This is a genomic window from Acidovorax sp. FG27 (genome assembly GCF_040365715.1).
In the GTDB taxonomy this organism is placed as follows: Bacteria; Pseudomonadota; Gammaproteobacteria; order Burkholderiales; family Burkholderiaceae_C; genus Paracidovorax.
The window spans coordinates 1,341,629-1,364,641 of sequence record NZ_BAABVY010000009.1 but is presented as its reverse complement, the minus strand read 5'-3'; the positions used below and the strand labels follow the sequence as shown (position 1 = coordinate 1,364,641).

Genomic DNA, 23,013 nt, shown 5'->3' with positions numbered 1-23,013 from the left:
ATCGGAAATGATCCCTATGGCCTCCGCTCTTACCGACAAACTCACCCGACTCGTCAAGGAGATGCGTGGCCAGGCCCGCATCACGGAGTCCAACGTCCAGGACATGCTGCGCGAAGTGCGCATGGCGCTGCTCGAGGCCGACGTGGCGCTGCCGGTGGTGCGCGACTTCATCGCCCGCGTCAAGGAAAAGGCGCTGGGACAGGAAGTCTTGGGTTCGCTCAAGCCCGGACAGACGCTGGTGTCGATCGTCAACCGCGAGCTGGCGGCCACGATGGGCGAGGGCATCGCCGACATCAACCTCGCCGCGCAGCCGCCGGCGGTGATCCTGATGGCCGGCCTGCAGGGCGCCGGCAAGACCACCACCACCGCCAAGCTGGCCAAGCACCTGATCGAGAAGCGCAAGAAAAAGGTGCTGACCGTGTCCGGAGACGTCTATCGGCCGGCCGCCATCGAGCAGCTGAAGACGGTCACGCGCCAGGCGGGCGCCGAGTGGTTCCCCAGCACGCCCGACCAGAAGCCGCTCGACATCGCGCATGCCGCGCTCGACTATGCCCGCAAGCATTATTTCGACGTGCTGCTGGTCGACACGGCCGGCCGCCTGGCGATCGACGAAGTGCTGATGCGCGAGATCCAGGAGTTGCACGCAGCGCTCAAGCCCATCGAGACGCTGTTCGTCGTCGATGCCATGCAGGGCCAGGACGCGATCAATACCGCCCGCGCCTTCAAGGAAGCCCTGCCGCTGACGGGCATCGTGCTGACCAAGCTCGATGGCGATTCCCGCGGCGGCGCGGCGCTGTCGGTGAGGCAGGTGACCGGCGCGCCCATCAAGTTCGCGGGCGTGTCCGAGAAGATCGACGGTCTGGAGGTCTTCGACGCGGAGCGCCATGCCGGCCGCATCCTCGGCATGGGCGACATCGTGGCCCTGGTCGAGCAGGTCAGCGCCGGCGTGGACATGGAGGCCGCCCAGAAGCTCGCGGCCAAGGTCAAGAGCGGCGACGGCTTCGATCTGAACGACTTTCTCTCGCAGCTGCAGCAGATGAAGCAGATGGGCGGCCTGTCGAGCCTGATGGACAAGCTCCCTTCCCAGCTGACGGCCAAGGCTGGCCAGGTCGACATGGACAAGGCCGAGCGCGACATCCGCCGCAAGGAGGGCATCATCCAGAGCATGACGCCGCTGGAGCGGCGCAAGCCGGAGCTCATCAAGGCCACGCGCAAGAAGCGAATCGCCGGTGGCGCGGGTGTGCAGGTGCAGGAAGTCAACCGGCTGCTCAATGAGTTCGAGCAGATGCAGGGGATGATGAAGAAGATGAAGGGCGGCGGCCTGATGAAGATGATGAAGAAGATGGGTGGCCTGAAGGGCGGCCTGCCGGGCATGGGCGGCATGCCCCGCTTCTGACGCGCCGAGCCCGGGGTGCCGTTGTGGCGCCCCATGAAAAACGCCCCGCATTGCGGGGCGTTTTCGTTGTCGAGCGCGCTCAGGCCACCTTGAGCACGGGCCTTGCCAGGCGGGTGGCATGCAGCCAGGCACGGCGCAGCACGGGTGGCGACCACGATTCCTCGGGGATCAGCAGCAGGCGCTGCGAGCGGGCCGCTTCGCCCACGCCGATGTGGCTGGTCAGCACGGTCAGGGGAATCGACAGGGCCAGCGGCAGGCCGACCGGCAGCAGCCACACCAGCGCGCTGCCGTCGACGAAAGCCACCGCCACGGCCAGGGCCGCGACCACCAGGCTCATCGGCGCCAGCTTGCGGGCCGCTTCGCTCCATGGCACGGCAGCGGCTTCTCGGGGAGGCGACTTCCAGTCCAGCTTGATGCCGGTAAGGGCCACCACGACGAACAGCGAATGGGCCAGCATGCGGATGGGCGCTTGCAGGATGGCGAGCCCGCTCTCCAGCACGGCGCTCTTGAACAGACTGGCGGTGCCGCCGTACTGCTGCTGCTCGCGGCGCATCAGGATGGCGGTCACGCCCAGGATGCGGGGCAGGAACAGCATGCACAGCGTCCAGGCCCACAGGCCCACCAGTTCACTGGGCAGGATGTTCCAGTCGGCCACCAGGCGCGCGCCCGACAGCCACAGCGCCGTGCCCAGGGTGATGAAGGCCAGCCACAGGGGAGCGGACAGATACGCCATGGCGCCGGTCACGAACATGGAGCGGTGCACCGGGTGGATGCCGGGTTCGGCCATCAGGCGAGCGTTTTGCAGGTTGCCCTGGCACCAGCGGCGGTCGCGCTGCAGCTCGGCCAGCAGGTCGGGCGGTTGCTGTTCGTAGCTGCCCACCAGGTCGGCGACCAGCCAGACGTGGAAGCCGGCGCGGCGCATCAGTGCGGCTTCGACGAAGTCGTGCGACATGATGCCGCCCGCCAGGCCGCCCGTGCCCTTGATGGGGGCCAGGGCGCAGTGGTCCATGAAGGGCTTCACGCGGATGATGGCGTTGTGGCCCCAGTAGTGCGACTCGCCCAGTTGCCAGTACTGCATGCCCAGGGTGAAGAGGCGGCCGCCGACGCGGGAGGCGAACTGCTGCGCGCGGGCGTGCAGGGTGACGTGGCCGATGGCCTGGGTGGCGGTCTGGATGATGCCGGCCTGGGGGTTGGCTTCCATCAGCTTGGCCATCGAGACGATGCAGTCACCGCTCATCACGCTGTCGGCGTCTAGCACCACCATGTAGCGATAGTCCTTGCCCCAGCGGCGGCAGAAGTCGGCCACGTTGCCGGCCTTGCGGTGGGTGCGGCGGGTGCGCAGGCGGTAGTACACCTCGACCTGGGGCTGCTTCGGGCTGCTTGCCAGCGCGGAGCGCAGTTCTTCCCAGGCGGCGCGCTCGGCGGCGGCGATGGCGGGGTCGTAGCTGTCCGACAGCACGAACACGTCGAAGGTCTTGCCGTGGCCGGTGGCCGCGACGGACTCGCAGGTGGCGCGCAGGCCGGCGAACACGGTGGCCACGTCTTCGTTGCAGATCGGCATGATGATCGCGGTGCGGGCATCGGGGGCCAGGCTGTGGCTGTCCACGCTGCGGGCCGACAGCGAATGGCGGTCGCCCTTGAGCATGACCCAGAAGCCCATCAGCGCCGTCAGGAAGCCGGAGACGACCCAGGCCGAGAGCAGGGCGAAGAGCGCGAGCTGGCCGTACTCGAGCCATGCGCTTTCATAGTTGGGTTGCACGCCGGCGAACAGGGTCGTCGCCAGCGCACTGCTGACCAGGGCCAGCAGCAGGAACACGGTGCGGCGCTGGCGGGCCGCGGCTTGCCAGGTCTGTTCCGGCTCGTTGGGGCGCGCGGCCTTCGAACGGCCCGTCAGGCGCATCAGCGCGGCGGTGCTCACGCTGTTCCAGAAACCGCGCCAGGGGCGGGCGGGCATGGAACCGCGGTGCACCGGGGGTGCCGTGAGGGAGTTGGGGTGGCGGTCCTCGCGCAGCGGGCTGCGGGTCGAGGCGACCGGTGCGGGATAGCTGGAGCCCAGGCGGGCGACAGCGGCGGCATCTGGAGCAGCTGCGTCAGCCAATCCAGTCCGTGAAGACATAAGTGGATCCATGGGGTGCTCACTGCGTTGGGTTGCGTTGGAAGGCAGCCAAGCGCCCGCCCGCACCGCGCCGGGCGAGCGGGTGCGGAAGGCTGGAGAGGGGTTGCGCGCTTGGTTCATGCGGTACATAGGGCAAACCCCGTGCCAACCGCAAAAAAGCGTTAACAATCAAGCGCTTGGAGCAATTTGCCGGGTTGCTTGCCGGCCGCGCTGACCGGATGGCCCCCAAAACACGGGTTTTTGTCGCAAAACAGCGACCTGTCGCACCCCGTGAAATGCGTTTTCCTTTGAAATCAACGACTTAGTCGTGTCGCTCTTCAGCGACATCGTCGGCTGAGGTCCCGTCGTTCTTGAATTGCCCCGGCGTCAGGCCATGCTTTTGCAGCAGCCGGTAGAACTCCGTGCGGTTGCGCTGCGCCAGGCGCGCCGCGTCGGCCACGTTGCCGTCGGTCATCTTCAGCAGGTCGACCAGATACTCCCGCTCGAACCGCTGGCGGGCGTCGCTCAGGCTCAGCACCTGGACGGCCGGTGTGCGCAGCGCACGCTGGACCAGCCCCAGCGGCACCAGGGGCGTGGTCGAAAGCGCGCAGACCTGCTCCACCACGTTGAAGAGCTGGCGCACGTTGCCCGGCCAGGAGGCACTGGTGAGCGCCTTCAACGCCTCGGGCGAGAAGCCGGACAGCCGCTTGGCGTACTTGCGCGCCAGCAGGTCGAGAAAATGGTTGGCCAGCAGCGGGATGTCCTCGCGGCGGTCGCCCAGGGTGGGCAGCGACAGCGTCACCACGTTCAGCCGGTAGTAGAGGTCTTCCCGGAACTGGCTCGCCGCCATCGCAGCCTCCAGGTCGCGGTGCGTGGCCGAGATGATGCGCACGTTCACCGGCAGCGACTGGCTGGAGCCGACGGGGCGCACGGCGCGTTCCTGCAGCACGCGCAGCAGCTTGACCTGCAGGGCCGGCGGCATGTCGCCGATCTCGTCCAGCAGCAGCGTTCCGCCATCCGCCGCCTGGAACAGGCCCTTGTGGTTGCTGACGGCGTCGGTGAACGCTCCCTTGACGTGGCCGAAGAGTTCCGACTCGAGCAGGGCTTCGGGAATGGCGCCGCAGTTGACCGCCACGAACGGCTTGGCGGCCCGGGGGCTGGCCTTGTGGATGGCGCGTGCCAGCATCTCCTTGCCCGTGCCGCTGTCGCCCAGCAGCAGCACGCTGGCGTCCGACTGGGCCACCATGTGTGCCTCGGCCAGCACCTCCGCCATGCGGTTGGACCGGCTCACGATGTCCGAGCGCCAGGTCTCGTTGGCATGGCTGTTCTGCGTGACCGGGGCGCTGAGCGCCAGGGCCTGGTGGATCTTCTCGATCAGTGCCTTGCCGTCGTACGGCTTGGTCAGGTAGGTGAAGACGCCCCGGGCCGTCGCCTCGACGGCGTCGGGAATGGTGCCGTGGGCGGTCAGCAGGATCACCGGCAGCGACGGGTGGCGCGCCCGCACTTCGTCGAACAGGGCCAACCCGTCGCGGCCGGGCAGCTGCACGTCGCTCAGCACCAGCTGCGGGCGGTCCGTGTCGAGCTGGGCGAGTGCGGCTTCGGCCGAACCGACGGCCGTCACCTCGTAGCCGGCTCCCTGCAGGCGCAGGGACAGCAGCCGCAGCATGTCAGCATCGTCGTCCACCACCAGAATGCGGGGCTTGCTGGAAGACGGCGTGGATTTGGGCGCGGGCATGGCGGGGTCTCGGTTCAGGGCGTGGCCGGCCGGGCGGCCGGAGCGGCGGGCGCGCCCGGCCGGGCGTTCAGGCTGCGCTCGATGGCCCGCATGGCCTCCAGCCTTTCGTTCAGCTGGTCGTTGCGCCGCTGGGCTTCACGCAGCTGCTGCGCCTGCCGGTCCACGAGGTCTTCCAGCCGCCGCGTGTTCAGGAACCGCGTCTCCAGCAAGCGGCCGAACGCCTGCTGGCCCGCGGTGAGCCCTTTCTGCGACAGCGCCCGCTGCACCAGGCCCAGGGCGCGCGCGGTATCGACCGGCTGGCGGGTCTGGCCCAATGCCATGGCCAGCTCCAGCTGGCGCTGAATCGACTCGTCCTGCACCGGCGTCAGCCGGGCGATCTCGCCGGAAAGCTCGGGTCCGCTCAAGGTCGCCACCCGGGCGGAAAACGCCAGCAGCTGCGACACCATCGTGGCCTGTCGCGGCTCCTGCGGCGTGGCTGCAGGGGATGCGGCGACGGTCTCTTCCGCCGCCGCATCCGGTGCCGGGACTGCCGGTGTGGGGGCTTGCACTTGCGCTGGCGCGGCGGCTGCCGGTGCGACCTGTGGCTCACAGGCGGTTTCGGCCTCGACGGTGGCGCAGCCCGCCAGCCCCAGCGCCAGTGCGGCGACGGGCGCTGCGAGCAAGGCGCGGAGATGGCTCAGGGGTCGAAGGCTAGGTGGCATGGGGCAATTCGATGCGAAAGGGAGTGCGGTCGCCGTCCTTCACCAGCTCCACCCGTCCGCCATGGGCGGTCAGGTATTCCTGAACGATGGACAGGCCGATGCCCGTGCCGCGGGCGGCGTCCTGCGGCTGGCGAACGCCGCGGTAGAAGGGCTCGAAGATCCGGGATTGGTCATTCTCGTCCACGCCCGGGCCCTGGTCGATGAAGTCCACCCGAATGCGGCCGGGCAGATGTGACAAAACAATGCGAATGGCGCCACCTTGCGGCGAAAAGCGGATCGCGTTGGACAGCAGGTTGCCCACGGCCGACGCGATCTTGTCCGCATCCAGCGGCAGCGTTACCGGCTTGCCCTCCACCGTCACTTCGAGCTTGCGGGCCTGCCACTGCAGGCGCTGCGCTTCCACCTGCGCTTCCAGCAGGGCCAGCAGGTCGGTGTTGCTGCGGCGCAGCTGCCGTGCCTCGAACGCGGCGGCGTTGAAGCGCAGCAGGGCTTCGATCTCGCCCTGCAGCACCAGGGTGTTCTGCTGCAGGATGGTCACCACCTCGCGCTGCCCGGCGTTCAGCTCGCCGGTCACGCCGTCCTGCAGCAGCGCCACGCCTTCGCGCAGCGACGCCAGCGGCGTCTTCAGCTCGTGCGAGACATGGCGCAGAAAGCGCGCCTTGTCCGCATCCAGCTCCAGCAGCCGCACGCGCAGCCATTCCAGTTGCTGGCCCACCCGGCGGATGTCCACCGGCCCGGCGATGTCCACGGACTTGTCCAGCTCGTTGTCGCCCAGCAGCCGGATGGCGTTCTCCAGCCGCTTGAAGGGGCGGGCCAGCCAGACGCCCAGCAGCAGGGCCAGCACCAGCGCCAGCACGATGACCCCCACCACCTGGTGCGTCACCTCCCGGCGGCTGGCCTCGATCTGGTCCTGCAGCGCACTGCTGCGCCGGGCATTGATGTCCTGCACCTCCTGCGAGATCAGCGCATTCAGCGCGTCGATCTCCAGGAACATCGCCGCCACCACGCGCTCGTTTTCCAGCGACTGGGCGGCGGGTGCATCCAGCAGCACCGCCACTTCGGCCAGGTGCGCCTGCCAGCGGCGCGACTGCTCCAGCGGCAGGCCGTTGAGTTCCAGCCGCTGCAGGATCTCGCGGGCCTCCCGGGCGCCTTCCTCGAAGCGGCGCCGCAGCTGCGCATCGGCCAGCACCAGCGACTGGCGGGCGGCGCGTTCCAGCGTCTGGCTGCGGGCGGTGAGGTTGCGTGCGGCCGCGCTCAGCTGGATGGCTTCGGCCGCGCCCTGGCGGCTCTGGCCCATCAGCTGCTCGAGCGTGAAGATGGCGCGCAGCGAGCTGGCCCCCAGCAACCCGGCGATGAGAAGAAAGGCCAGCAACAGCAACTGCTGGAACGACAGGCCGTTCAGCGAGGCGACCTTAGGGTGACGTGCGGACATGCTCATCGGAGGGGGTGGATCTCGGCCGGCCGTCACGCCGCCAGCGGCGCCTCCGCCGTGACCACCTCGCCGCGCAGGGTGTAGGCCTTGGCTTCGGTGATGGTGACATCGACCATCTGGCCCACCAGCCGCGGCTGGCCGACGAAGTTCACCACCCGGTTGCATTCGGTGCGGCCCATGAGCTCGGAGGTATCGCGCCGGGAGGCGCCCTCCACCAGGATGCGCTGCACCGTGCCCACCCGGCTCTCGCTGATCGACTTGATGTTGCCGTTGATGACCGCCTGCAGCTCCTGCAGGCGGCGCAGCTTGACCTCGTGCGGCGTGTCGTCGTCCAGGCCCGCGGCGGGCGTGCCCGGGCGGGGGCTGAAGATGAAGCTGAAGCTGTTGTCGAAATGCACGTCGTCGATCAGCTTCATCATCTTGCGGAAGTCGTCCTCCGTCTCCCCCGGAAAGCCGACGATGAAATCGCTGCTCATGGCCAGGTCGGGGCGGATCGCCCGCAGCTTGCGCACCGTGCTCTTGTATTCCATGGCCGTGTAGCCGCGCTTCATCGCCATCAGGATGCGGTCCGAGCCGTGCTGCACCGGCAGGTGCAGATGGCTCACCAGCTTCGGGATGCGCGCATAGGCATCGATCAGGCGGGGCGTGAATTCGTTCGGGTGGCTGGTCGTGTAGCGGATGCGCTCGATGCCCGGAATGTCGGCCACGTACTCCAGCAGCAGCGCGAAGTCGGCCACCTCGGCGGTGCCGCCCATCCTGCCCAGGTAGGCGTTCACGTTCTGGCCCAGCAGCGTGACCTCCTTCACGCCCTGGTCGGCCAGGCCCGCCACTTCCACCAGCACGTCGTCGAAAGGGCGGCTCACTTCCTCGCCGCGGGTGTAAGGCACCACGCAGTAGCTGCAGTACTTGCTGCAGCCTTCCATGATCGACACGAAGGCGCTGGCGCCCTCGACCCGGGCGGGCGGCAGGTGGTCGAACTTCTCGATCTCGGGGAAGCTGATGTCCACCTGGGGCCGCTGCAGGCGCTCGCGCTCGGCCAGCAGGTCCGGCAGGCGGTGCAGGGTCTGCGGGCCGAAGACCACGTCCACGTAAGGCGCGCGCTTGATGATCTCCTGCCCTTCCTGGCTCGCCACGCAGCCGCCCACGCCGATCTTCACCCCGCGGCTCTTCAGGTGCTTGATGCGGCCCAGGTCGCTGAACACTTTCTCCTGCGCCTTCTCGCGCACCGAGCAGGTGTTGAAGAGGATCAGGTCGGCCTCCTCCATGTTGCCGGTGGGCTCGTAGCCCTGCGCGGCATGCAGTACGTCGGCCATCTTGTCCGAGTCGTACTCGTTCATCTGGCAGCCGAAGGTTTTGATGAAGACTTTTTTGGGCATGGCAGGAATTCGGGGAGTGCAGGGCGGGTGTGCCGGTGCAACGGGCTGATCAAGGGAGGCATCGGCTGCGCATGCGCGCGGGCGGTCGTCTGCGCCGATGCAGGAGCGCGCAGGGCTAGCGCCGGGCGGGCGCGGTGTCGGACTCGGCGCGGAAGTTGCGCTCGACCGTGTCGCTCCCCTTGCGCGGCTGCCTGGCTTCGCCTTCGGTCAGGATCCAGGCGCTCAGCAGCATGCCGGTGCTCGCTTCCAGCACGTAGTTCACGCGGAACCGCTGGCCGATCACCGTGTGCAGGAAGACCAGGCTGTTCTGCGGGCTGAAAAGCCGCATGCCGGGGGCCATGCGGATGGGCTGGCCATTGAGTTGCGCCTCCACGGTGCTCTGGACCACCAGGGTGCCGCGCAGCGAAGCATCGGGAAAGTTGCGCACGATGCCCAGGCCCGGCGGCACATCCTGGGCCAGCGCCGTTGCCGGCGCCGACAGCGCGCCCAGCACGAGGGCGGCAATGCCGGAAACGGTCCGGGCGGTGAAGTGAGGGGGCAGACAGCGATTCATGGTGTACATCCAGGGGCTGAAGGCGTCGATTCTAAAAAAGCAGGCATGGCGCCCCTGCGCAGTGGCTGGGTGGGCGGCAAACCGGCCGGCCCAAAGAAAAAACCCACAGTGCGTGCACTGTGGGTTTCCTGTTTGGTGGTGGTAGGTGGACTTGAACCACCGACATCAGCATTATGAATGCTGCGCTCTAACCAACTGAGCTATACCACCGAAGCCCCGGATTATAGGGCAGATTTCAGAGGTGCGTAAAGTTCGCGGGGCGTTTGTTCAGGAAAGCGTCCATGCCTTCCTTCTGGTCCTGGGTGGCGAAGAGCGCCTGGAAGAGGCGCCGCTCGAACATCACCCCGTCCGACAGCGCGCCCTCGAAGGCCCGGTTGACCGATTCCTTGGCGGCCATGACGGCGATCTGCGAGAAGCCCGCGATGATGAGGGCCGCACCCAGCGCCTCCTCCTGCAGCTTGTCCAGCGGCACGACGCGGCTGACCAGCCCGGCGCGCTCGGCCTCCACAGCATCCATCATGCGGCCGGTGAGCGCCATGTCCATGGCCTTGGACTTGCCCACCGCGCGCGGCAGCCGCTGGGTGCCGCCGGCGCCGGGAATGACACCCAGCTTGATCTCCGGCTGGCCGAACCGGGCATTGTCCGCCGCGATGATGAAGTCGCACATCATGGCCAGCTCGCACCCGCCGCCCAGGGCGAAGCCGCTGACGGCCGCGATCACCGGCTTGCGGATGGAGCGGATGTGCTCCCAGTTGCGCGTGATGTAGTTGCCCTTGTAGGCGTCGGCGAAGCTGTACTTGGCCATGGCGCCGATGTCCGCGCCGGCCGCGAAGGCCTTCTCGCTGCCCGTGATGACGATGCAGCCGATGGCTTCGTCCGCGTCGAACGCACGCAGCGCCTCGCCCAGCTCGTCCATCAGCTGGTCGTTCAGCGCGTTGAGCTGCTTGGGCCGGTTCAGCGTGATGATGCCGACCTTGTCCGCCTCGGTGCGGACTTCGATGACTTCGTAGGCCAAGATGTCTCCGTCTTTCGTTGTGATGGTGCGGCAGACTATACCCAAGGCCCCCGCACCGGCTCAAGCGCGCCCTTCAGGCGAGCCAGCGCTCGGCCTGCGCGGCATCCGCCACCGTGAGGCGCACGGTGTCGGCCGGCCGGCCGGCCGCCGGCTGCAGGCCGAGCGGCAGGCGCAGCAGGCGCCGGTCGCGCGACACCCAGGCCGTCACCTCGGTGGCCGAGCCCGCGTAGAGCGGCAGCTCGTCGAGCTTCATCAGCCGCCAGGTGCCGCCGTGGACTTCCACTGCCAGCCACTCGTCGCCCGCCATGAAGCCGGCCTGCTCGGCCAGCCCGCCGCGCAGCACGACCTTGACCTGCAACCCCTGGGCTTCGCTCACCCGCAGGCCCAGGCGCTGCGCCCACTGGGGCGGCTCTTCGTGCAGGGTCACGCCATGGGCCTGCAGCAGCTCGGCCAGGGGCAGCTCGCCGGTGCCGTGCACCCACTGGGCGATCTCGCGCGACCAGTCGCGGCCGGACAGCGATTTCAGTGTCTGCAGCAGGTCGGCCTCGGTCATCGGGCCGCCCGCGCAACGCTGCCACAGGCCGCGCATCACTTCGTCCAGCGAGGTCCGGCCTTCCCGCCGCAGGGCGAGGTCGAGGCACAGGGCCACCAGGGAGCCCTTGGTGTAGTAGTTGACCGTGGCGTTGGCGGTGTTCTCGTCTTGGCGGTAGTACTTGACCCAGGCATCGAAGCTGGCCTCCGCCACCGACTGCACCTGCCGGCCCGGCGCCTGCAGCACCTGCTGGATGGCCCTGGTCAGCAGGCGCAGATAGGCCGTGTTGTCCAGCAGGCCGCAGCGGCGCAGCAGCAGGTCGTCGTAGTAGCTGGTGAAGCCCTCGAAGAACCACAGCAGCTGGGTGTAGTTCTCCCGGGCATAGTCGTAGCGGGCGAATTCGGACGGGCGCAGCCGCTTGACGTTCCAGGTGTGGAAGTACTCGTGGCTCACCAGCCCCAGCAGCGTGGTGTAGCCCTCCGGCGCGCGGGCCTCGCCCACGCGGGGCAGGTCGCGGCGCCCGCAGATGAGGGCGGTCGAGTTGCGGTGCTCCAGCCCGCCGTAGCCGTCGTCCACCACGTTGAGCATGAAGACGTAGCTGGCATGCGGTGCCTTGCCCGTGCCGTGCCAGAAGCGGATCTGGTGCTCGCAGATGCGGCGCATGTCGGCCACCAGGCGCTCGCCATCGAAAGAGGGCGCCGCGCCAGCCACCACGACCCGGTGGGGCACGCCCGCGGCGGTGAAGCGCGCGCTCCAGAACGTGCCCATCTCCACCGGGCAGTCCACCAGTTCGTCGTAGTCGGCCGCCAGGTAGGTGCCGAAGCCATTGCGCGTGGCCTTGGCGGGCGCCAGGCCGGTGGCGGCCGACCAGCCGGCCACCGCCGGCGTGCGCACCAGGTCCAGGGCGTGAGGGCCGTCTTCCTGGCCATGCACCCGCAGGCACAGGCTGGTGCCATTGAAGAAGCCCCGCGAGGCATCGAGCCAGGCCGTGCGCACCGACGTGTCGTAGGCCGCCACCTCGTAGGTCAGCACCAGGGGCTGGCCCTTCCTGCATTGCGCCTGCCAGCGATGCTTGTCGAGCTGGGTCAGCGCCACGGGGCGGCCGCCCTGCGTAGCCCGCAGCGACTGCAGGTTCTTGGAGAACTCGCGCACCAGGTAGCTGCCGGGAATCCATACCGGCAGCGACAGTTCCTGCCGGGGCGCGGGCGCCGCCACGGTGAGCGTGACGGCGAAGAGATGGGCGTGCAGGTCGGCGGGCTCCACGCGGTAGTGGACCGGGGCGGAAGAAGCGGGTGGACGTGGGGCGGGCATGGGGTGGGGCGTCGGTCAGGCCGCGCGGCGCACGCGGGGCAATGAAAAAAGGCCGCCCATGCGGCGGCCGGTGGAGCCGGGTGGCCGGCGGTCAGTTGGCCTTGGCCAGTTCGGCAAAGCGCTTTTCGATGTCTGCCGCGCCGATCGCGCCCGGCACGCGCGTGCCGTCGGCGAACAGCACGGTCGGCGTGCCGGTGATCTTGTGCTTCTTGCCGAAGGCCAGGTTGCGCTGCAGGGCGCCAGTGTCGCAGCTGGCGGCTTCCGGGGTCTTGTCTCGCACCATCAGGTCTTGCCAGGCGGCCACGCGGTCCTTGGCGCACCAGATGTTGCGCGACTTTTCCGCAGAATCCGGGCTCAGGATGGGATAGAGGAACAGGTGGACCGTCACGTTGTCCACGTTCTGCAGGTCTTTCTCGAAGCGCTTGCAGTAGCCGCAGTTCGGGTCTTCGAACACGGCGATCTTGCGCTTGCCGTTGCCGCGCACGATGGTGAAGGCATCCTGGAAGGGCAGCGCGGAAAAATCCATCGCCGTCAGCTTGTTGATGCGGTCTTCCGTCAGGTTGCGGCGTGCCTTGGTGTCGATCAGCTCGCCCTGGATCAGGTAGTTGCCCTGCGCGTCGGTGTAGAACACGTCGGTGCCCACCCGCACCTCGTAGAGGCCCTTCATCGGCGTGGCCTGGACCTCGTCGACCTTGCCCAGCTGCGGAATGCGCTGCTCCAGCGACTTGCGTATCGCCGCATCCTGGGCGCTGGCGCCGAAGCTGCAGGTCAGCGCGGCCAGTGCCAGCAGCGCGGGGAGGAATTTGGTGCCTTGCAAAGTCGTGTCCTTCTGTCGATTCATGCCCGTCGCATCGTTGGTTACCGTCGTCATCTTCCACATCATCGCTGCGTGGCCCCGGGGTCGCAGGCGGCCTTCAGGGCGTGCCCATGGCGCGGCGCGCCACCCAATCCTTCAGCGGCCCGCTGAACTCGAAACCCTGCATGCCCCAGTTGCGCAGGCTCTGCACGGCCCCCTCGCTGCGGCCGAAGAGCTGCTGCAGGCCGTCCATGGCCAGGCCCACCGGCAGCAGCGCCGCCTTGCGCTCGCGTTCGTACTGGCGCAACACGCGCAGATCCCCCACGCCGCGCCAGTAGTCGCGCGTGCGGACCATGCGCGCCAGCGATTCCGCGTCCGCCAGCCCCAGGTTCAGCCCCTGGCCGGCCAGCGGATGCACCGTGTGCGCCGCATCACCCGCCAGCGCCCAGGTGCGCTGCGCGCCCCGGGCCGGCTGCACGGGCAGCGCCCCGCACCAGCGGCGGGCTCGGGCCTGCTGCAGCGGCCAGCTGGCGCGGCTGCCGATCGGCCGCAGCGCGCCCAGTGCGTTCTGGCTGGCCTCCTGCAGGCGCTGGGCGAAAGCCTCCGCGTCCAGCGCCATGGCCTCGGCCACGCGCTCCTGCGAGACTGACCACACCACGGCCACGGAGTTCCCCTGGTCGCCGTCCAGCGGCAAAAAGGCCAGGATGCCGTCCGGCAGGAACCACTGCCGGGCGACCTCGCCATGGGGCTTTTCGCAGTGCAGCCGGGTGGCGATGGCGTGCTGCGCATAGGGCGTCACGTCGAACTCCACGCCCAGCTCATCGCGGGTGCGGCTGGCACGCCCTTCGCAGATCACCGTCAGCGCGGCGGGCACCGGTGCCGGTACCAGCTCCACCTGCGGTTGAAAGCGCACGGCGTCGGCCAGCCGCGACTCGAGCGCGGGCACGTCCACGATCCACGCCAGGGCGTCGCCCTGCTGCGGGCCGGCGTCGAAGGTGACCCGACCGCTCCGGTCGCCGTGCACCTCCATGTGGCGCACGGCCGTGGCATGGGCCGCGTCGGGCCAACTGCGCACCGATTCGAGCAGGCTGCGGGACGCGGTATTGAGCGCATAGGCGCGCACGTCGTCGCCAGCAGGGCTACCTGCCTCGGCGGGCGGAACCCACGGGGCCGGCGTCGCGGCCACCAGGGCCACCCGCAGGCGCTCGCGGGCCAGCAGCAGCGCGAGCGTGCGGCCGACCACGCCGGCTCCGCGAATACAGACATCGAAAGTTTGCGCCATGGCCGGGATTGTAGGAGGCCCGTACCATGCGCCCCGATGACCCGGCGGCACGGGCAGAATGCCGGGTTTCGCCGCCGAACCGCCGCCTCTTTCCCCGTTGCTTTCCGCCTTCGCCGCCAGGACGCCCGCGTGACTTTCCGCTCCCACCATGACCTTTCCGGCACCATCGCGCGCCTTTTCGTCCACCCGATCAAGTCGTGCGCGGCGGTGGAGGTGCGCGAAGCCCTGCTGACCGGCACCGGCCTCGAATGGGACCGAGCCTTCATGGTGGTCGATGCCCAGGGCGTCTTCCTCACCCAGCGCGAACATGCCCGCATGGCGCTGGTGCGGCCCCGCATCGGCGCGCACGCGCTCACGCTGGACGCGCCAGGCATGCCGAGCCTGGCCCTCTCGCTGGGCGAGGTGGCGGGCACCGCGACGGTGTCGGTCTGGGGCGACGCGATGCCGGCGCAGGACATGGGCGCCCCGGCCGCGCACTGGTTCAGCGAATTCCTCGGGCAGCCCTGCCGGCTGGTGCGGTTCGACCCCACGCACCGGCGCCTCTCCAGCCCCCGGTGGACGGCGGGCATCGACGCCCTCAACCAATTCTCCGACGGCTTTCCGCTGCTGGTGACCAGCCAGGCCTCGATGGACGGGCTGAACGAGCGGCTGCGGGCGCAGGCCCGCGCCCCGGTGGGGGTGGAGCGCTTCAGGCCGAACGTCGTCATCGACGGCGTGGACGACCACGACGAGGACCGCATCGACACCCTCTACATCGGCGGGGATCAGGGCGAAGGCGGGGATCAGGGCGGGGAGGAGGACGGGGCGGCGAACGAAGTCCACCTGCAGCTGGTCAAGCCCTGCGCCCGCTGCCCCATCCCCGACATCGACCCGGCCACCGCCGAGAGCACCCCGGCCGTGGGCGACACGCTGCGCCGCTACCGGCAGGACCGGCGGCTGGACGGCGCCATCACCTTCGGCATGAACGCCATCGTGCTGCAGGGCGCCGGGCGGGTGCTGCGCGTCGGCCAGCCCATCGCCGCCGACCTGCGCTTCGACTGAGTTCCGGGGGGCGTTTCGGGCCCTCGCGGCGGGGGCGCGAGCGCGCGGCTGGGCACCCGCCGGGCGGGCACCGTAAAATCGACGGTTTGTCTCCCCGAACCCTGAAAGCCCTGCCATGAGCCTGAAATGCGGCATCGTGGGCCTGCCCAACGTCGGCAAGTCCACCCTCTTCAACGCCCTCACCAAGGCCGGCATCGCCGCCGAGAACTACCCCTTCTGCACTATCGAGCCCAACACCGGCGTGGTGGAAGTGCCCGACCCGCGCCTGCAGCAGCTCGCCGGCATCATCACGCCCGAGCGCATCGTTCCGGCCATCGTCGAATTCGTGGACATCGCCGGCCTGGTGGCCGGTGCCTCCAAGGGCGAAGGCCTGGGCAACCAGTTCCTGGCCCACATCCGCGAGACCGACGCCATCGTCAACGTGGTGCGCTGCTTCGAAGACCCGAACGTGATCCACGTGGCCGGCCGCGTGGACCCGATCGCCGACATCGAGGTCATCCAGACCGAACTCTGCCTGGCCGACCTGGCCACGGTGGAGAAGGCCCTGAACCGGTACAGCAAGGCCGCCAAGTCGGGCAATGACAAGGAAGCCGCCAAGATCGTCGCGCTGCTCACGCCCCTCCAGGCCGCGCTGGACCAGGGCAAGCCCGCACGCACCATCGCCGTCAGCAAGGAAGACGCGCCGCTGCTCAAGCAGTTCTGCCTGATCACCGCCAAGCCGGCCATGTTCGTCGGCAACGTGGCCGAGGACGGCTTCGAGAACAACCCGCTGCTCGACCGCCTGAAGGAATACGCCGCCGCGCAGAACGCGCCCGTGGTGGCCATCTGCGCCAAGATCGAGTCCGAGATGAGCGAGATGAGCGACGAAGACCGCGACCTCTTCCTGGCCGAGATGGGCCAGGACGAGCCCGGCCTGAACCGCCTGATCCGCGCCGGCTTCAAGCTGCTGGGCCTGCAGACCTACTTCACCGCCGGCGTGAAGGAAGTGCGCGCCTGGACCGTGCCCGTGGGCGCCACCGCCCCGCAGGCCGCCGGCGTGATCCACGGCGACTTCGAGCGCGGCTTCATCCGCGCCCAGACCATCGCCTTCGACGACTTCATCGCCTTCAAGGGCGAACAGGGCGCGAAGGACGCGGGCAAGATGCGGGCGGAAGGCAAGGAATACATCGTCAAGGACGGCGATGTGATGAACTTCCTGTTCAACGTCTGACCGGCTTTTTGCAGCAACACGCCGCGCCGCCGCTGGCGCTGGTGTGGACGAGCTGGCGGGTGGGCACCGAAGGCGCGAGGGCGGTGCCGGGGCCTGGCCGTGGATTCCTGGCGCGGCCCGAGCGGCTGTACGCGCTGCACCGAAGCCTGCGCTAGCATCGCCGGCTCCGTCCCCTCGGGCGCCACTCTCCCCACCAGCTTCCCTCCCCCATGCAGATCGGCATCCTCTACGCCACGCTCGCCTATGTGGCGTGGGGCATCTTCCCCGTGTACTTCCACCAGGTGGCTTCGGTGCCGGCGCTGGAGGTGGTGCTGCACCGCACGCTCTGGTCGATGGTGCTGCTGGCCGTGGTGCTGGCGGCGCGGCGGCAGCTTGCCTGGGTGCTGGCGCTGCGGCGGCAGCCCCGGGTGGTGGCGGCCTTCCTGCTGTCGGCCCTGCTGCTGTCGGCCAACTGGGTGATCTATGTCTGGGCGGTGCACAACCAGCACGTGGTGGACGCCAGTCTGGGCTATTTCATCCTGCCGCTGGTGAACGTGGCCCTCGGACTCGTGTTCCTGGGGGAGCGGCCCCGGCGCGGGCAGTGGATGGCGCTGGCCGTGGCGGCGTGCGGCGTGCTGTGGCTCACGGTGCAGACCGGGCGGCTGCCCTGGATCGCCCTGGTGCTGGCGCTGACCTTCGGTTTCTATGGCCTGCTGCGCAAGACGGCGGTGCTGGGCGCCATCGAAGGGCTGGCGCTGGAGACCGCCTTGCTCGCGCCGCTGGCCCTGGGGCTGCTGGCCTGGTGGACGCTGACCGGCCAGGCGGCCTGGCCGCGGGCGGACGCCGCCACCCAGGCCTGGCTGCTGGCGGCCGGGCCGATCACCGCCGTGCCGCTGCTGCTTTTCGCGGCGGGTGCCCGGCGCATTCCGCTGGCCACCATGGGCGTGCTGCAGTACATCTCGCCGACGCTGCAGTTCGCCCTGGGCGTGTGGCTCTTTGGCGAGGCGGTGCAGCCGGCGCGGCTGGCGGGCTTCGCGATGATCTGGGCGGCGCTCGCGCTCTACACGCTGGAGGGCGTCTGGCAGCGGCGCTGGGCGATGCGGCCGCGCCCTTGACGGCGCATTCAAGGCTCTGACAGGGCGGTAGCGCCCGATCTGCCTGCGCAGGATGCTATTGAAACGATAGCGTTCATGGGGTGTGGCCATGGCACGGGGCTGTCACACAACCAGGCCACAATGCGCCGGATTCGCTGCACCCTGGGGTGGCGCGCGCGCCCCTTACGAGGGGCGGCTGCGTGCCGTGGGTTGCGAGACAACGATTCGCCGCGTTGCGAGGGGGCCGGGGGCGCCCCGGCGGCTTGCTGAGGCGGGGCGCGCCGTGCGCGCGCCGGCCAGGAGTTCACATGCGTTGGAATGGTGGAGAGGCGCGCCGCTGGGCGCTGGGGCCGGGTGCGGCGGTGCTGGTGGCGGTGGCCTGCGCTCCCATGGCGGCACGGGCCCAGGCGGCCCAGGCTGCCGAAGTGGGGCAGGGGGCGCAAGCCGTGGAAGCAGTGGAAGCCGTGAAAGTGGTGGATGCGGAGCCCTGGACCGCCCGGTTCCAGTCCACCTACGTCTGGCAGGGCAAGCGCCCCTTCGCGGCCGCGTACTCCGGCCCCCGCAGCCTGTCGCCGGACAAGGAGCGCAGCTACTCGTTCACCGCCACGGCCTTCCTCGGGGTGCGTGCGTGGCAGGGCGGCGAGCTTTACTTCAACCCCGAGGCGGCGCAGGGCGTGCCGCTCTCCAACCTGACCGGCCTCGGGGGCCTGACGAACGGCGAGATGGCGCGCACGTCGGGGTCGGAACTCAAGTTCTACCGCGCCCGGCTCTTCCTTCGCCAGACCTGGGGCCTGGGCGGCGGGCAGGAGGCGGTGGATCCCGGCCCCAACCAGCTGGCCGGCATGGTCGACAAGCGCCGGCTGGTGTTGACGGCCGGCAACCTGTCGGTGACGGACGTCTTCGATGCCAACGCCTACAGCCACGACCCGCGCACGCAGTTCCTGAACTGGTCGGTCATGACGCACGGCGCCTACGACTTCGCGGCCGATGCGCGGGGCTACACCTGGGGCGCCGCGCTGGAATGGCAACATGACGACTGGGCGCTGCGCGCCGGCCGCTTCATCCAGCCGCGCCAGCCCAACCAGCAGCAGCTGGACCACGACATCTTCCGCCACTACGGCGACCAGATCGAGCTGGAGCACGCCCACACGCTGGCTGGCCGGCCGGGCACGGTGCGGCTGCTGGCCTTCCACAACCGGGCGCGCATGTCGCGCTTTGCCGACGCGCTCGACCTCGCGGCCCGCACCGGCGCCGTGCCGGACATCGACGCCGTGCGCACCGGCGCGCAGGGCAAGGGCGGCTTCGGCGTCAACATCGAACAGGCGGCGACCGACGACGTGGGCCTCTTCCTGCGCGCCAGCCGGGCCGATGGCAAGACCGAGACCTATGCCTTTACCGAGATCGAGCGCTCGCTCTCCGGCGGCGTGCTGGTCAAGGGCACGGCCTGGGGCCGGGGCGGCGACACGCTGGGCGTGGCCTTCGCGCGCAACGGCCTGTCGGGCGTGCACCGGCGCTACCTGGCCGCCGGCGGCACGGGCTTTTTCATCGGCGACGGGCGGCTGAACTACCGGCCGGAAACGATCTACGAAGCCTTCTACAGCGTGCAGCTGGCCCGGGCCGCCTGGATCACGCTGGACTGGCAGACCATCCGCAACCCGGCCTACAACGCCGATCGGGGGCCGGTGAAGGTGGGGTCGGTGCGGCTGCACGCCGAGTTCTGAGTCCCGGTTCGCCGGATTCTTGCCGAAAATGGCCTGCAGCGCTCATGCAGCAAGCGCATGCAGCTATCGATTCAATAGCAAGCCGGGCGACGCTCAATGCGGCACGGCGCCCGGCCAGAAGTAGAGCAGGCCGGCCGTCATCACCAGATAGCGGGCGAACTTGCCCACCGCCATGTAGGCCATGCAGGGCCAGAACGGCAGCTTCAGCCACCCGGCCACCGCGCAGAGCGGGTCGCCCACCACCGGCAGCCAGCTCAGCAGGCAGGCCTTGGGGCCGAAGCGTTCCAGCCACTTGAGCGCGCGCGGCTCCTTGTGGACGCCCCGCGCCTTGTCCACCGCCTTGTGCGCGCCCAGCCCCATCCACCAGCTCACCCCGCCGCCCAGCGTGTTGCCGGCGGTGGCGACCAGCACGGCGGGCCAGAACAGCTCCGGGTTGATCTTGATGAGGCCGAACACCGCCGGCTCCGAGCCCAGGGGCAGCAGGGTGGCCGAGATGAAGGACACCACGAAAACGGTGCTGAGGCCGAACTGGGGCAGGGCCAGCACGTCCATGAGGTGATTCATCCAGAGTTCCATAGCTGGGCGGGAGTGTAGGGCGGCCCGGTCGCGCGGCCGTGTAGCCCGGCGCCCCGTGCGGCGGTGCGCCGACGGCCGGCCGGCCGGCTGTCGCGGGGCGCCGTCCCGGCTGCCGGCATGGGCGGGCGGCTACAATCCTGCCTCCTTTTTCAGCACGCGCTGCCTCCCCCTTCCCCCCGACCCCATGCACATCGGCCATATTCCTTTGGCGAATCGTCTGTTCGTCGCCCCCATGGCGGGCGTGACGGACCGGCCTTTCCGCCAGCTGTGCAAGGCGCTGGGGGCGGGCTATGCGGTCAGCGAGATGGTGACCTCGCGCAAGGACCTGTGGAACAGCCTCAAGACCTCGCGCCGGGCCAACCACGAGGGCGAGCCGGGTCCCATCGCGGTGCAGATCGCGGGCACCGACGCCGCCATGATGGCCGAGGCCGCGCTCTACAACGTGGACCGCGGCGCCGAGATCATCGACATCAACATGGGCTGCCCGGCCAAGAAGGTCTGCAACAAGTGGGCCGGCTCGGCGCTGATGCAGAACGAGGCGCTGGCCATCGAGATCGCGCAGGCGGTGGTCGATGCCTGCGCGCCGCGCAACGTGCCGGTCACCCTGAAGATGCGCACCGGCTGGTGCCAGCAGCACAAGAACGCCGTGCAGCTCGCCCGCGCGTTCGAGGGCGTGGGCATCCAGATGCTGACCGTGCACGGCCGCACGCGCGAGCAGGGCTACAAGGGCCAGGCCGAGTACGACACCATCGCCGCCGTCAAAGCCGCGGTGCGCGTGCCGGTGGTGGCCAACGGCGACATCACCTCGCCCGAAAAGGCCCGGGCGGTGCTGGCCGCCACGGGCGCCGACGCGGTGATGATCGGCCGCGCCGCCCAGGGCCGGCCGTGGATCTTCCGCGAGATCGGCCATTACCTCGCCACCGGCGAGCACCTGGCGCCGCCCCTGGTGGCCGAGGTGCAGCGCCTGCTGCTGGACCACCTGCAGGACCACTACGGCCTCTACGGCGAGCCGACCGGCGTGCGCAGCGCGCGCAAGCACATCGCCTGGTACGTGCGGGCGCTGCCCGGCGGAGAGGCCTTGCGGCAACACATCAACACGATTGAAGACTGCGCGGCCCAGTGGCAGGCGGTGGCCGATTACTTCGATGCCCTGGGCGCATCGATGGACCGGCTGCCCCCCGCCAGCGACGCCGACGCGGACCCGAGAGAGCGAATGCATGAGCAAGAAACACATTGAAGAATGCGTGCGCGAAAACCTGCAGGGGTACTTTCGCGACCTGGGAGGCGAGGCGCCGGACGGCATGTACGACATGCTGGTGCGGCTGGTCGAGAAGCCGCTGCTGGAGGTGGTGATGACCCACGCCGAGAACAACCAGTCCCGCGCGGCCGAATGGCTGGGGCTGAACCGCAACACGCTGCGCAAGAAGCTGGTGGAGCACAAGCTGCTCTGACGCGTCCCGTTGTCCGATTACTATAAAAATAGTAGCTACCAGTGCCGATGCATCAAGCGCTGGAGCCTGATTTGATTCCAAAACCCTTCGTTGAATCCATGAACGCACTTCTTTCCGTCTCCGACAAGACCGGCATCGTCGAATTCGCGCAGGCGCTGCATGCCCTGGGCATCCGCCTGCTGTCCACCGGCGGCACCGCCAGGCTGCTGGCCGACCAGGGCCTGCCCGTCACCGAGGTGGCCGAGGTGACGCAGTTCCCCGAGATGCTCGACGGCCGCGTGAAGACGCTGCACCCCAAGGTGCACGGCGGCCTGCTGGCGCGGCGCGATGTGCCGGCGCACATGGCGGCGCTCAAGGAACACGGCATCGACACCATCGACCTGCTGGTGGTGAACCTCTACCCCTTCGAAGCCACCGTCGCCAAGCCCGGCTGCACGCTGGCCGACGCCATCGAGAACATCGACATCGGCGGCCCGGCCATGGTGCGCAGCGCCGCCAAGAACTGGCAGGACGTGGGGGTGGTCACCTCGGCTGACCAATATGGCGCCGTGCTGGGCGAGCTGAAGGCCGCAGGCAAGCTGTCCGACAAGCTGCGCTTTCAGCTCTCGGTGGCCGCGTTCAACCGCATCGCGCAGTACGACGGCGCGATCAGCGACTACCTCTCGTCCGTCACCTTCGACGCGGACAAGCTGTCCGACACCTACGTGCCCGAGCGCAGCCAGTTCCCCGGCCAGAGCAACGGCCAGTTCGTCAAGGTGCAGGACCTGCGCTACGGCGAGAACAGCCACCAGCAGGCGGCGCTCTACCGCGACCTGCACCCCGCGCCCGGCTCCATCGTCACCGGGGAGCAGCTGCAGGGCAAGGAGCTGAGCTACAACAACATCGCCGACGCCGACGCCGCCTGGGAATGCGTCAAGAGCTTCGACGCGCCGGCCTGCGTGATCGTGAAGCACGCCAACCCCTGCGGCGTGGCCGTGGGCCTGGATGCCGCCAGCGCCTACGGCAAGGCCTTCCAGACTGACCCCACCAGCGCGTTCGGCGGCATCATCGCCTTCAACCGCCCGGTGGACGCCGCCGCCGCGCAGCTGGTCGTCAAGCAGTTCGTCGAGGTGCTGATGGCGCCGGGCTTCACGCCCGAGGCGCTGGAGATCTTCCGCCCCAAGACCAACGTGCGCCTGATGCAGATCGCGCTGCCCGGCTATGAGGGCTCGACCGCCTGGAGCCGCGGCCGCAACGCCATGGACGCCAAGCGCATCGGCTCCGGCATGCTGCTGCAGTCGGCCGACAACCACGAGCTGGCGCTGACCGACCTGAAGGTGGTCACACAGAAGCAGCCCACGCTCGAAGAGATGGAAGACCTGCTCTTCGCCTGGAAGGTCGCCAAGTACGTCAAGAGCAACGCCATCGTCTTCTGCAAGGGCGGCATGACCATGGGCGTGGGCGCCGGCCAGATGAGCCGCCTCGATTCCGCCCGCATCGCCAGCATCAAGGCCGAGCACGCGAAGCTGTCGCTGCAGGGCACGGTGGTGGCGAGCGACGCCTTCTTCCCGTTCCGCGACGGCCTGGACGTGGTGGTGGATGCCGGCGCGACCTGCGTCATCCAGCCCGGCGGCTCGATGCGCGACCAGGAAGTGATCGACGCGGCCAACGAACGCGGCGTGTCCATGGTGTTCAGCGGCGTGCGCCACTTCCGGCACTGATCCCGGCACTGATCCCG

19 protein-coding genes and 1 tRNA gene are annotated in these 23,013 nt (G+C 69.2%); 8 read left to right on the top strand and 12 right to left on the bottom strand.

All coding sequences use genetic code 11. The features are described 5' to 3' along the window. The first annotated feature begins 16 nt into the window (after positions 1–16). The gene (ffh, locus tag ABWV53_RS13150) at positions 17–1,396 is read left to right on the top strand and encodes a signal recognition particle protein (protein ID WP_353366538.1); all 1,380 of its coding nucleotides are present in this window, start codon (positions 17–19) and stop codon (positions 1,394–1,396) included. Between the two features lie 79 nt (positions 1,397–1,475). On the opposite strand, the gene mdoH is transcribed toward ffh, so the two are convergent. The 11 genes from mdoH to ABWV53_RS13095 form a co-directional block, all read right to left on the bottom strand. Next, positions 1,476–3,512 carry a glucans biosynthesis glucosyltransferase MdoH gene (gene mdoH, locus ABWV53_RS13145; protein ID WP_353366537.1) on the bottom strand — a complete coding sequence of 679 codons (2,037 nt, stop codon included), beginning with the start codon at positions 3,510–3,512 and terminating at the stop codon, positions 1,476–1,478. A 301-nt stretch (positions 3,513–3,813) separates the two neighbouring features. Then, positions 3,814–5,226 carry a sigma 54-interacting transcriptional regulator gene (locus ABWV53_RS13140; RefSeq protein WP_353366536.1) on the bottom strand — a complete coding sequence of 471 codons (1,413 nt, stop codon included), beginning with the start codon at positions 5,224–5,226 and terminating at the stop codon, positions 3,814–3,816. Positions 5,227–5,240: 14 nt separating this feature from the next. Continuing rightward, positions 5,241–5,888, bottom strand: a complete 648-nt coding sequence (locus ABWV53_RS13135) for a hypothetical protein (RefSeq protein ID WP_353366535.1) — start codon at positions 5,886–5,888, stop codon at positions 5,241–5,243. A 28-nt stretch (positions 5,889–5,916) separates the two neighbouring features. Further along, a complete protein-coding gene (locus ABWV53_RS13130; protein WP_353366534.1) occupies positions 5,917–7,359 on the bottom strand; it encodes a sensor histidine kinase in 1,443 nt (480 codons plus the stop codon). Positions 7,360–7,391: 32 nt separating this feature from the next. Next, complete coding sequence (gene miaB / locus ABWV53_RS13125) at positions 7,392–8,735, bottom strand: tRNA (N6-isopentenyl adenosine(37)-C2)-methylthiotransferase MiaB (RefSeq protein WP_353366533.1); 1,344 nt, start codon at positions 8,733–8,735, stop codon at positions 7,392–7,394. A gap of 115 nt (positions 8,736–8,850) precedes the next feature. After that, a complete protein-coding gene (locus ABWV53_RS13120; RefSeq protein WP_353366532.1) occupies positions 8,851–9,288 on the bottom strand; it encodes a hypothetical protein in 438 nt (145 codons plus the stop codon). Between the two features lie 133 nt (positions 9,289–9,421). Then, positions 9,422–9,498: transfer RNA gene (locus ABWV53_RS13115), tRNA-Met, on the bottom strand. Between the two features lie 25 nt (positions 9,499–9,523). Continuing rightward, positions 9,524–10,303, bottom strand: coding sequence for an enoyl-CoA hydratase (locus ABWV53_RS13110; RefSeq protein WP_353366530.1), 780 nt, complete (start codon positions 10,301–10,303; stop codon positions 9,524–9,526). A gap of 73 nt (positions 10,304–10,376) precedes the next feature. Next, positions 10,377–12,146, bottom strand: coding sequence for a M61 family metallopeptidase (locus tag ABWV53_RS13105; protein ID WP_353366528.1), 1,770 nt, complete (start codon positions 12,144–12,146; stop codon positions 10,377–10,379). 91 nt (positions 12,147–12,237) lie between these two features. Then, positions 12,238–12,987 (bottom strand): DsbC family protein, encoded by a 750-nt coding sequence (locus ABWV53_RS13100; protein ID WP_353366720.1) that lies wholly within the window; start codon positions 12,985–12,987, stop codon positions 12,238–12,240. 73 nt (positions 12,988–13,060) lie between these two features. Continuing rightward, positions 13,061–14,224 carry an FAD-dependent monooxygenase gene (locus ABWV53_RS13095; RefSeq protein ID WP_353366526.1) on the bottom strand — a complete coding sequence of 388 codons (1,164 nt, stop codon included), beginning with the start codon at positions 14,222–14,224 and terminating at the stop codon, positions 13,061–13,063. 129 nt (positions 14,225–14,353) lie between these two features. On the opposite strand from ABWV53_RS13095, the gene ABWV53_RS13090 reads away from it, so the two are divergent. The 4 genes from ABWV53_RS13090 (at position 14,354) to ABWV53_RS13075 (ending at position 19,269) form a co-directional block, all read left to right on the top strand. Beyond that, the gene (locus ABWV53_RS13090) at positions 14,354–15,265 is read left to right on the top strand and encodes an MOSC domain-containing protein (protein WP_353366524.1); all 912 of its coding nucleotides are present in this window, start codon (positions 14,354–14,356) and stop codon (positions 15,263–15,265) included. A 115-nt stretch (positions 15,266–15,380) separates the two neighbouring features. Continuing rightward, positions 15,381–16,475 carry a redox-regulated ATPase YchF gene (gene ychF, locus ABWV53_RS13085; RefSeq protein ID WP_353366522.1) on the top strand — a complete coding sequence of 365 codons (1,095 nt, stop codon included), beginning with the start codon at positions 15,381–15,383 and terminating at the stop codon, positions 16,473–16,475. 209 nt (positions 16,476–16,684) lie between these two features. Continuing rightward, positions 16,685–17,569: an EamA family transporter RarD gene (gene rarD / locus ABWV53_RS13080; RefSeq protein WP_353366520.1), complete on the top strand. Its 885-nt coding sequence runs from the start codon at positions 16,685–16,687 to the stop codon at positions 17,567–17,569. Positions 17,570–17,856: 287 nt separating this feature from the next. Continuing rightward, positions 17,857–19,269: a carbohydrate porin gene (locus ABWV53_RS13075; RefSeq protein ID WP_353366518.1), complete on the top strand. Its 1,413-nt coding sequence runs from the start codon at positions 17,857–17,859 to the stop codon at positions 19,267–19,269. Between the two features lie 93 nt (positions 19,270–19,362). Here ABWV53_RS13075 and ABWV53_RS13070 read toward each other — a convergent pair whose 3' ends face one another. Then, complete coding sequence (locus ABWV53_RS13070; RefSeq protein ID WP_502903880.1) at positions 19,363–19,845, bottom strand: YqaA family protein; 483 nt, start codon at positions 19,843–19,845, stop codon at positions 19,363–19,365. Positions 19,846–20,029: 184 nt separating this feature from the next. On the opposite strand from ABWV53_RS13070, the gene dusB reads away from it, so the two are divergent. From dusB to purH, 3 genes are all read left to right on the top strand, one after another. Beyond that, positions 20,030–21,082, top strand: a complete 1,053-nt coding sequence (gene dusB / locus ABWV53_RS13065) for a tRNA dihydrouridine synthase DusB (RefSeq protein ID WP_353366514.1) — start codon at positions 20,030–20,032, stop codon at positions 21,080–21,082. Continuing rightward, positions 21,063–21,296, top strand: a complete 234-nt coding sequence (locus tag ABWV53_RS13060) for a Fis family transcriptional regulator (protein ID WP_353366512.1) — start codon at positions 21,063–21,065, stop codon at positions 21,294–21,296. Before dusB ends, ABWV53_RS13060 begins: the two co-directional genes overlap by 20 nt. A 98-nt stretch (positions 21,297–21,394) precedes the next feature. Next, positions 21,395–22,996, top strand: a complete 1,602-nt coding sequence (gene purH / locus ABWV53_RS13055) for a bifunctional phosphoribosylaminoimidazolecarboxamide formyltransferase/IMP cyclohydrolase (protein WP_353366510.1) — start codon at positions 21,395–21,397, stop codon at positions 22,994–22,996. Positions 22,997–23,013 lie beyond the last annotated feature (17 nt).

Coding starts and splice junctions, on each gene's coding strand:
- ffh (WP_353366538.1), top strand. CDS start 17: ATGGCCTCCGCTCTTACCGACAAACTCACCCGACTCGTCAAGGAGATG.
- mdoH (WP_353366537.1), bottom strand. CDS start 3,512: ATGTCTTCACGGACTGGATTGGCTGACGCAGCTGCTCCAGATGCCGCC.
- ABWV53_RS13140 (WP_353366536.1), bottom strand. CDS start 5,226: ATGCCCGCGCCCAAATCCACGCCGTCTTCCAGCAAGCCCCGCATTCTG.
- ABWV53_RS13130 (WP_353366534.1), bottom strand. CDS start 7,359: ATGTCCGCACGTCACCCTAAGGTCGCCTCGCTGAACGGCCTGTCGTTC.
- miaB (WP_353366533.1), bottom strand. CDS start 8,735: ATGCCCAAAAAAGTCTTCATCAAAACCTTCGGCTGCCAGATGAACGAG.
- ABWV53_RS13120 (WP_353366532.1), bottom strand. CDS start 9,288: ATGAATCGCTGTCTGCCCCCTCACTTCACCGCCCGGACCGTTTCCGGC.
- ABWV53_RS13105 (WP_353366528.1), bottom strand. CDS start 12,146: ATGCCCGCCCCACGTCCACCCGCTTCTTCCGCCCCGGTCCACTACCGC.
- ABWV53_RS13100 (WP_353366720.1), bottom strand. CDS start 12,987: ATGAATCGACAGAAGGACACGACTTTGCAAGGCACCAAATTCCTCCCC.
- ABWV53_RS13095 (WP_353366526.1), bottom strand. CDS start 14,224: ATGGCGCAAACTTTCGATGTCTGTATTCGCGGAGCCGGCGTGGTCGGC.
- ychF (WP_353366522.1), top strand. CDS start 15,381: ATGAGCCTGAAATGCGGCATCGTGGGCCTGCCCAACGTCGGCAAGTCC.
- rarD (WP_353366520.1), top strand. CDS start 16,685: ATGCAGATCGGCATCCTCTACGCCACGCTCGCCTATGTGGCGTGGGGC.
- ABWV53_RS13075 (WP_353366518.1), top strand. CDS start 17,857: ATGCGTTGGAATGGTGGAGAGGCGCGCCGCTGGGCGCTGGGGCCGGGT.
- ABWV53_RS13070 (WP_502903880.1), bottom strand. CDS start 19,845: ATGGAACTCTGGATGAATCACCTCATGGACGTGCTGGCCCTGCCCCAG.
- dusB (WP_353366514.1), top strand. CDS start 20,030: ATGCACATCGGCCATATTCCTTTGGCGAATCGTCTGTTCGTCGCCCCC.
- ABWV53_RS13060 (WP_353366512.1), top strand. CDS start 21,063: ATGAGCAAGAAACACATTGAAGAATGCGTGCGCGAAAACCTGCAGGGG.
- purH (WP_353366510.1), top strand. CDS start 21,395: ATGAACGCACTTCTTTCCGTCTCCGACAAGACCGGCATCGTCGAATTC.